Here is an 8,664-nt window from a genome sequence, read left to right as displayed (position 1 = left end):
ACGCGGATCCGGCCCCTGACCTGGTACAGCGCGACTTCACCGCGGACGTGTCGAACCGGCTGTGGGTCACGGACCTGACCATGATCGCAACCGAGGAGGTGCCCATGCCGGAAATCTCATCCGTGCAGGTCACGCTGCATGTCGGTATTCGTGGAGGATGCCGCCGAGGCGATCGTGTCGACGTATGGCGAGGCGGGCTAACGTGTCCGGGTCGTCGATCGGCGGAGGCAAGGGGTGTAGCGGTCTGGCGTTGGCGATGCCTTGGTGTGGTCGGTGTCCGTTGTAGAAGTGCTCGAACTCGCGCAGGGTGTGGAGGAGGTGTCGCTGGTTCCAGATCAACGTCCGGTCCAGGAGTTCGCGGCGACAGGCCTGTATCCACCTTTCCGCAATCGAGTTCATCCTGGGCGTCTGGATGCCGCTGAGGACGACTTCGATCCCCGCGTCCTTGAGGACGGCATCGAAGAGGACGGGGAACTTCCCGTCCCGGTCCCGGATCATGAACCGTGCGCGGCAGCCGAGTTCTTCGAGGTCCATGACGAGGTTCTTCGCCGCTTGCGCTACCCAGGATGCGGTCGGATGCGCGGTGGCGCCCAGGATCCGGATCCGGCGACTGCCGTGTTCGATCACCACGAGCACGTACATCCGTACCCCCGACAGGGTGACTGTTTCCATGAAGCCGCAGGCCAGCAGGGCATCAGCCTGGCCGCGAAGGAAGCTGGCCCAGGTACTGGAGTTCCGCTCGGGCGCCGGGTCGATGCCGGCCTCCTTCAAGATCTCCCAGACGGTGGACGCACCCACCTTCACCCCCAGCACAAGCAACTCGCCGTGCAGGCGCCGGTACCCCCAGCTCGGGTTCTCCGTCGCCAGCCGCAGCACCAGAATGCGGATCGAGCGCACCGTGCGCGGCCGTCCCGGGCGTTTGGGCCGACAGTAAGTGGCATGGCGGCGTGCGATGAGGCTGCGGTGCCAACGCAGTACAGTATCGGGGCGTACGAGCAGCCGTAATCTTCGCAGGACGTGCAGTGGCAGCCGGTGCAGCAGCGCCGCCAGGTACGCCCGATCGCTGGGCGTGAACCGGATCTTGTCCTTGCCGAGTTGGCGTTCCAGCACGGTGATCTGGTGGCGTAGGGCGAGGATCTCCGCGTCCTTGTCCCGGTCGGTCATCGGCAGCAGACGAAGCATCGCGAACGTGTTCGACACGCCCAAGTAAGCCAGTCGCAGCAGCACGATCGATCATCATGACGCGTGAACCACCGACTACGCGAGAGCGCCTACTCGAGCGACGAGGCCGACGACCGCCAGTCCCGATACAGCCCTCCGACCAGGGCGGATGACATTCTCGGCAAGCACAGAGTCGATCGGAGCGCAACCAGATCAGTCGTCGTGTGCTGCTCGCCAGTGCGGGTGCCGCGGCAGGCGCCGCGTTGACAGCCGGAGTACCCGTGCAGGCGGCCGCCGAGGCGGCGGCGTTCGGGCCGGTGAAGATCCGGCCGGGCGATCCGCGGTACGACGGCCTGTTGCGTGGCAACAACTTCCGGCAGGTGGGACGGCCGGACGAGATCCGCGTGGTCGGCTCGACCGATCAGGTGGTGCGTGCGGTGGCCGAAGCGGTGCGGGCCGGGCGACGGGTCGCGGTGCGCAGCGGCGGCCACTGCTACGAGAACTTCACGACCGACCCGGCAGTGCGGGTGCTGCTCGACCTCTCGTCCATGGACGAGATCGGCTACGACGCCGCGCGAGAGGTGAGTGCGGCACACATCTCTCTGCCGGATGGTGCCGACGGCAGCAATGTGGCGGACTCGATTCAGCGGGCCGCGCAGACGCAGTGGTAGCCGGTCGGCACCTGCCGCATCGATAATGATCCGCAGACGGTGGTTTGACCGTGTGAGTGAACAACCCCCTTGTGATTCCGGGGCGGTTACAGGGCGCTGCGCATGATCAGCAGCTGGTCGGCGAACGACGAACGGGCCAATGCGGCGGCCTGTCGCAGGTCGATATCGCCCCGCGATGCTGCTGTTGCCGGCGAACTCGGATGGGCGTTACTGCTCGGTGATGTTGGGGTTCGGTTCGAGGGTGGGGGTGGTTGCGGTCCAGCTGGCGAGGATGTCGATGGCTCGTCGTGAGGGTGATTCCGGTTCAGTGGTGTAGATGAACAGGGTGGTCTCGGGGTCGCCGGGGAGGGTGAGGGTTTCGTATTCGACGGTGAGGTCTCCGACGAGGTTGTGGCGGAGGCGTTTGGAGCCGTGGGTGCGCTGGTGGACGCGGTGTTGTTCCCACCATTGGTCGAATTCGCGGCTGTGTTCGCGTAGTTCGGTGACGAGGTCGGTGGTGGCGCGGTCGTCGGGGTTGCGGCCGACTTCGAACCGGAGGCTTTCGACGGCGGCGCGGGCTTGGTCGGGCCAGTCGAGGAAGAGGGCTCGGGCGTCGCCGTCGAGGAACATCCAGCGGGCGTAGTTGCGGTGGGCGGCGGGGAGCTGGTCGAAGTCGGTGAAGAGGGCTTTGGCCATGCGGTTGGCGGCGAGGATGTCGGTGCGGCGGCCGAGGATGAGGGCGGGTTCGCCGTCGAGGGCGTCGAGGAGCTGGTAGAGGCCGGGGCGGACGCGTTGGACGTCGTGGGTTCGGCGGGGGGTGGGTGTCGAGGTCAGGCCGATGAGGTCGTTGAGGTGGGCGCGTCCGGCGGCGTCGAGGCCGAGGGCGCGGCCGATGGCTTCGACGACGGCGGCGGAGGGAGTGATGCGGCGGCCTTGTTCGAGGCGGGCGTAGTAGTCGGTGGATACGCCGGCGAGGCGGGCGACTTCTTCGCGGCGGAGGCCGGGTACGCGGCGGAGGCGCCCGTCGGGGGGCAGGCCGGCGCGGGCGGGGTCGATCTGGCTGCGAGCTCGCCGTAGGAAATCGGCGAGTTCTTGGTTGGTTTTGTTCACGGTTCGAGTATCCCTGAGCCGGCGCGGTCCTGGGTGGACCGGCGAGTCCCAGGTTCCGAAGACCGCGCCTCCACAGGGCGCGAGATAGGCCCCCAGAGGGGTTTGCGGCGGGTCACTCTTGAAGCACGCCACCACGGGAACAGCCCGGAGGCGCATCACCGAAATCGTGAGCAAAGGACGACCATGAGTTTCCCGACGGATCGACCCGCGACCTGGTTCGTGACCGGTACTTCCCGCGGCCTGGGCCTGGAGCTGGTCACGCAGCTGCTCCAGCGTGGCGACCAGGTCGCCGCGACGACCCGTTCCACGGAGCGGCTGCTGGCAGCCCTCGGTGACCGCGTCGACACTTCGCGGCTGCTGCCGCTGACCGTCGATCTGCGTGATGACGAGCAGGTCCGGCAGGCTGTCCGCCAGGCCACGGAGCGATTCGGCGGCCTCGACGTGGTCGTCAACAACGCCGGCTACGGCTACCTGGCCGCCGTGGAGGAGACGAGTGCCCGCGAGGTTCGCGACATGCTCGACGTCCAGGTCGTCGGGGTGTGGAACGTATTGCGTGCCACGCTGCCGGTGCTTCGCGAGCAGAAGAGCGGTCATGTGGTCAACGTGTCGTCGATTCTCGGGCTGACCGCGGTTCCGGGCTGGGGCCTCTACTGCGCGGGCAAGTTCGCGCTCGAGGGTCTCACCGAAGCGCTGGCCCAGGAGATGGCCGACTTCGACGTCAGGTCACCATCGTCGGGCCCGGCTACTTCCGCACCGATTTCCTCACCACCGACTCGCTCGCGCTGCCCGCCTCGACGACGGATGCGTACCCAGGTCTGCGTGAGATGACCGAGAACCACCTGAAGCTCCAGGGCAGCCAGCTGGGCAACCCGGTCAAGGGCGCGGAGGCGATCATCCGCCAGGTTGTCAGCGGCGAGGGCCCGCTGCGCCAGCTGCTCGGCTCGGACGCCCACGCCTACGCCACCGCGAAGGTCGATGCCCTGCGCGCGAACCTCGAGGCCACCGCGCAGACCGCCGACGCCACTGACTTCGCCGACGCCTGAGAATTCACCAATCCGTCACAGGAAGGAACAATCGTGAGCAAGATTCTGATCGTCATGTCCGCCGCGAGTATCTGGGAACGCACCGACGGCTCGGAATACCCGACCGGGTACTGGGCCGAAGAGCTCGCCGCGCCCCACGAGGAGTTCGTGCAGGCCGGCTTCGCGGTCGACTTCGCTTCCCCGGGCGGCGTTCTGCAGCCGCTCGACGCCCACAGTGCCGACCCGGAGATCGCCGGCCCGGACTGTGCGCACTATGTGGAGCACGCCGCGCGGGCCCTGAGTGAGTTCGGTCCGCTGCTGAAGCTGGACGAAATCGACATCAACGACTACGTCGCTGTGGTCATCCCCGGCGGGCACGGTCCGGTGGTCGACCTCTACCAGGACCGTGACCTCGGCCGCCTGCTCACCGAGGCGGACGCGGCCGGGAAGGTCATCGGGGCCGTCTGCCATGGCCCAGCCGGCCTTCTGTCCGCCGTGGACGAGAACGGCAAGTGGCTGTTCGCAGGTCGGGAGATGACGGCCTTCACCGACGAGGAGGAGGAGAGCTTCGGCACTGCGGAAGGCGCTCCGTGGCTGCTGGCCAGCACTCTGCGTCAGAAGGGTGCGAAGCACTCCGGGGGACCGGCGTACCAGGCGTACAACGTGCAGGACCGGAACCTCTTCACCGGCCAGAACCCGGCCTCCAGCGCCCCCATGGCCGAGGCCATGATCGGCGCGCTCAAGTAGCAGCTCCCAGCAAGCCGGGAAGCCTGCTCGCCACTCGGTTTTTCCCGGCTTCCGCGGTTTGTGCCGCCCGCTCCCACTGGTCCGGGAGCGGCGGCGCCAACCGCATCCGTCGGCTGATGATCCCCATCATGATCGCTCAGGAAGAAGCGTGGAATTCATGGTCACATCTCTGCCTCAACCCGATGCCGTTGGACGTGTCGAGAAGGGCTTGTTCATCGGCGGTCGATGGCGATCGGCGTCCGGCGGGGGTAGCTTCTCGGTGGAGGATCCGGCCACCGGGCGGACACTGTGCGAGGTGTCGGACGCGACCCCGGCGGATGCGCTGGTCGCCCTTGACACCGCAAGTGCCGCACAGGCGAAGTGGGCTGCGGTACCCCCGCGCCGACGGGGCGAGATTCTTCGGCGTGCCCACGATCTGCTGATCGAGCGCATTGACGAGTTCGCGTTGCTGATCACCCTGGAGATGGGCAAGTCACCGGCCGAGTCCCGGGCGGAGGTCGAGTACGGCGCGAACTACTTGCGCTGGTTCGGTGAGGAAGCCGTCCGGATCGACGGAAGCCGGAAGGTCAGCGAGGACGGTACCGCCCGAGTACTGGTCACCCGTCAGCCGGTCGGGCCCTGCCTGTTGATCACGCCTTGGAACGCGCCGCTGGCCATGCCGGCCCGCAAGATCGGCCCGGCCGTGGCTGCCGACTGCACCATGGTTGTCAAACCCTGTGCCGCTCGAAAAGTCATCGCTGCACGTCATACCGTGTATCTCGGCCTCGGGACTGGCAGGAGTCGTTGATCGAGTGATCGGTATTCTCCGTGGCTCCTGCCACTTCGGTCACTGTGTGTGGTCGCTAGGCCGTTTCGTTTGGATCAGCTCGTCGTTGGTCCGGGTGTGCCGTTGACTGACGCGCATTGGGCGCGGATCGAGCCGTTACTCCCGGACCGGACGCCGAAGCGGGGCGGCCGGTGGCGGGATCACCGTGAGGTGATCGACGCGATCGCCTTCAAGTTCCAGACCGGAACGCAGTGGGTCCACCTGCCGGAGAAGTACGGCAACTGGCGGGGCGTATACAACCGGCTGCGGATGTGGGCCGTCGACGGCACCTGGGAGCGGGTCTTCACCGCGCTGATGGCCCAGGCCGACGCGGACGAGGACCTGAACTGGGCCGTCTCGGTGGACTCCACGATCGTGCGTGCCCACCAGCACGCGGCCGGGGCCCGCAAAAAAAGGGGGACCCGGCAGGTGGACCCGACGACCACGCCATCGGCCGGTCCCGCGGCGGACTGACCACGAAGATCCACCTCGCTGCCGACGGCCGCTGCCGGCCCCTGGCCTTCCACCTCACCGCCGGCCAGGCCGGCGACGCACCCGCCTTCGCGGAGGTGATGTCCCGCCTGCGCGTTCCCCGACAACGAGGACGGCCCCGCATCAGGCCGGACATGGTCCTGGCCGACAAGGCGTACTCCTCGCGCGCGATCCGCGAGCACCTGCGCAAGCGCGGCATCAGGGCAGTGATCCCCGTCTCGGCGGACCAGCGCGGCCACCGGCTACGTCGCGGCCAGCGGGGCGGCAGACCACCGGCCTTCGACCGCTAGGCGTATCGGCAGCGCAACACCGTCGAGCGGTGCATGTGCGCCACGAGGCGCCTTGTTGTATCCCCGGCTCAGCCGGGAGGAATTGGAGGGATATTCCTGGGCCTGATGGCTCACCTGGATCCGAAAGGTGATGGGGACCAGAGCATGCCAGAGAATCAGCGACCGGGCTCAGTTGCCAGGGACGGTGCGCTGAGGGGCCCGCGTGATAAGGCGAAAGCTGGATTGCCTGAACCCCAATCTCCAGTCGATGAAAGTTCGCATCCATCGGAAAGGCTACTGAAACCGATGCCATGTCCTGTGACGGCTTTGATGCATGGCCGACATACCTTCCGCGACATGGGGCGATGTCCAGTGAGGACATTGAAGGAGATGAGTGGGGCGCCTACGTCACGCTATGACGTACAACGAGGACGAACGTGGGATCGCCTACGGGGTGTGAACCCTAGGGCGACGGAGTGCCCGTAGTAGTCGCAGGAGTAACGACCTGCCGAGGAGAGCGGGAAAGCCGCTCGCAGGGCGAAGGGGCACAGGTGACTGGATGCGAACGAGACCGGGAGGTATGCGAAATGCAGAGTGCCGACACGGTGTTAGGCATCCTTCGTGAGCGCGGCAGACGTGGTCTGCCGTGCAGTGAGCTGTATCGGCAAATGTTCAATCCGCAGCTGTACCTGGTGGCTTACGGCCGCATCTACTCCAACAAAGGAGCGATGACGTCGGGAGTCACGCAAGAAACCGTGGACGGCATGTCACTGGGCAAAATCGGTCGCATCATCGATGCGATGCGTCACGAACGCTACCGGTTCAGCCCAGTCAAGCGAGTCAACATTCCCAAGAAGAATGGGAAGACCCGGCCGCTTGGACTGCCAACCTGGGCGGATAAGCTCGTCGGCGAGGTGATGCGTCTCCTCCTGGAGGCGTACTTCGAGCCGCAGTTCTCCGACCGCTCCCACGGGTTCCGACCCAAACGGGGCTGTCACACCGCCTTGACGGAGGTGGGCAATACCTGGACGGGTACGACCTGGTTCATCGAAGGCGATATCTCTGACTGCTTCGGCTCGATCGACCATCAAGTCGTCATCGAGACGTTGGCAGAACGAATACACGATGGCCGGTTTCTTCGGCTGGTGCGCAACATGCTTGAGGCCGGGTACATGGAGGACTGGACCTGGGGAGCCACGCTCAGCGGGGCACCTCAAGGCGGAGTGCTCTCTCCGCTGTTGTCCAATATCTACCTGCACCGACTGGACAGCTTTGTCGAGAACGTCTTGATTCCGCACTACACCCGAGGGCGAAGCAGGGCACGCAACCCTGCCTACCTGGAGGTGGTCAATGCGATCGCACGAGCCCGCAGGCGCGGAGACCGGACCGAGGTCCGGTCGCTTCGCAAGCAGCAGCGCAGTATCCCCAGCGTGGATCCGAACGATCCGGGCTTCCGGAGACTGCGCTATGTGCGATACGCCGATGACACCCTTCTTGGGTTCATCGGGCCGAAATCCGAGGCCGAGGAGATCAAACGGCGTCTCGCGGTATTCCTCCGTGAAGACCTCAAGTTGGAACTATCGCCGGAAAAGACACTGATCACCCATGCCCGTAAGGGCGCGGCATCGTTCCTCGGATACGAGATCACCGTGCAACACAACGACAGGCAGGCGACCCGAGGCCGCAGGACGGCTAACGGTTCGATTGCTCTACGTGTGCCAGCAAAGGTGATCCGAGAGAAGGCAGCCCCATACCTGAGCCGCGGAAAACCCGCGCACCGGTCCCTACTTCTCAACGACGACGACTACACCATCGTCAACGTCTACGGGGCCGAATACCGGGGCATCGTCCAGTACTACCTCCTGGCTGGTAACGTATGCCGATTGCATCGGCTGCGTTGGGCCATGGAAACCTCGTTGCTCAAGACGCTGGCAGCGAAGCATCGCTCGACGGTGTCCAAGATGGCGGCCCGCTACAAGGCCAAGATCGAGACACCATATGGGCCCCGCACATGCTTCGAAGCCAGCGTCCCCCGCAACGCAGGAAGGAAGCCACTGGTCGCACGATTCGGCGGAATCTCACTGACGCGACAGAAGGCAGCGGTCCTCACGGACCGTCAAGTGGCCAACCCTCACCCCAGAAAAGAGCTGATTACCCGGCTCTTGAAAGGGAAGTGCGAGCTATGCGGGACGTCGGAAAACGTGCAAGTGCACCACATTCGGAGACTCGCTGACCTCGACAAGGGAGCGCCGCTGGCTGAATGGCGTCACGCCATGGTGAAGAAACGGCGCAAGACTCTGGTTGTCTGCACCGGCTGCCATGACACGATCCACTCAGGAAGGCCAGCCAGCAGCGTCACGAAATAGATCACTGGAGAGCCCGTTACGGGGAAACTCGTACGGCGGGTT

8 protein-coding genes and 1 pseudogene are annotated in these 8,664 nt (G+C 65.7%); 7 read left to right on the top strand and 2 right to left on the bottom strand.

Going from position 1 to position 8,664, the window contains the following annotated elements; genetic code table 11:
• Positions 1-129 precede the first annotated feature (129 nt).
• Positions 130-1,227 (bottom strand): integrase core domain-containing protein, encoded by a 1,098-nt coding sequence (locus LCH29_RS42030; protein ID WP_446466948.1) that lies wholly within the window; start codon positions 1,225-1,227, stop codon positions 130-132.
• A 215-nt stretch (positions 1,228-1,442) separates the two neighbouring features.
• On the opposite strand from LCH29_RS42030, the gene LCH29_RS42025 reads away from it, so the two are divergent.
• On the top strand, positions 1,443-1,832 hold the full coding sequence (locus LCH29_RS42025) for a hypothetical protein (protein ID WP_446466947.1): 390 nt from the start codon (positions 1,443-1,445) through the stop codon (positions 1,830-1,832).
• A 207-nt stretch (positions 1,833-2,039) separates the two neighbouring features.
• Here the strand turns inward: LCH29_RS42025 and LCH29_RS42020 are convergent, their stop codons facing one another.
• Positions 2,040-2,921, bottom strand: coding sequence for a helix-turn-helix transcriptional regulator (locus tag LCH29_RS42020; protein WP_446466946.1), 882 nt, complete (start codon positions 2,919-2,921; stop codon positions 2,040-2,042).
• 183 nt (positions 2,922-3,104) lie between these two features.
• On the opposite strand from LCH29_RS42020, the gene LCH29_RS42015 reads away from it, so the two are divergent.
• The 6 genes and pseudogenes from LCH29_RS42015 (at position 3,105) to LCH29_RS41990 (ending at position 8,622) form a co-directional block, all read left to right on the top strand.
• On the top strand, positions 3,105-3,749 hold the full coding sequence (locus tag LCH29_RS42015) for an SDR family NAD(P)-dependent oxidoreductase (RefSeq protein WP_446466945.1): 645 nt from the start codon (positions 3,105-3,107) through the stop codon (positions 3,747-3,749).
• Positions 3,746-3,964 (top strand): hypothetical protein, encoded by a 219-nt coding sequence (locus LCH29_RS42010; RefSeq protein WP_446466944.1) that lies wholly within the window; start codon positions 3,746-3,748, stop codon positions 3,962-3,964. Before LCH29_RS42015 ends, LCH29_RS42010 begins: the two co-directional genes overlap by 4 nt.
• Before the next feature lie 33 nt (positions 3,965-3,997).
• A complete protein-coding gene (locus tag LCH29_RS42005) occupies positions 3,998-4,690 on the top strand; it encodes a type 1 glutamine amidotransferase domain-containing protein (protein WP_446466943.1) in 693 nt (230 codons plus the stop codon).
• A gap of 157 nt (positions 4,691-4,847) precedes the next feature.
• Positions 4,848-5,477 carry an aldehyde dehydrogenase family protein gene (locus tag LCH29_RS42000; protein WP_446466949.1) on the top strand — a complete coding sequence of 210 codons (630 nt, stop codon included), beginning with the start codon at positions 4,848-4,850 and terminating at the stop codon, positions 5,475-5,477.
• Positions 5,478-5,573: 96 nt separating this feature from the next.
• Positions 5,574-6,274: pseudogene (locus tag LCH29_RS41995) on the top strand (IS5 family transposase); the annotation flags it as partial.
• Between the two features lie 569 nt (positions 6,275-6,843).
• On the top strand, positions 6,844-8,622 hold the full coding sequence (locus tag LCH29_RS41990) for a reverse transcriptase domain-containing protein (protein ID WP_446466942.1): 1,779 nt from the start codon (positions 6,844-6,846) through the stop codon (positions 8,620-8,622).
• The last annotated feature ends 42 nt before the right edge of the window (positions 8,623-8,664 follow it).

Source organism: Streptomyces sp. BRA346 (assembly GCF_052851135.1).
The sequence above is the reverse complement of the archived record's forward strand: the minus strand, read 5'-3'. Positions and strand labels throughout refer to the sequence as shown.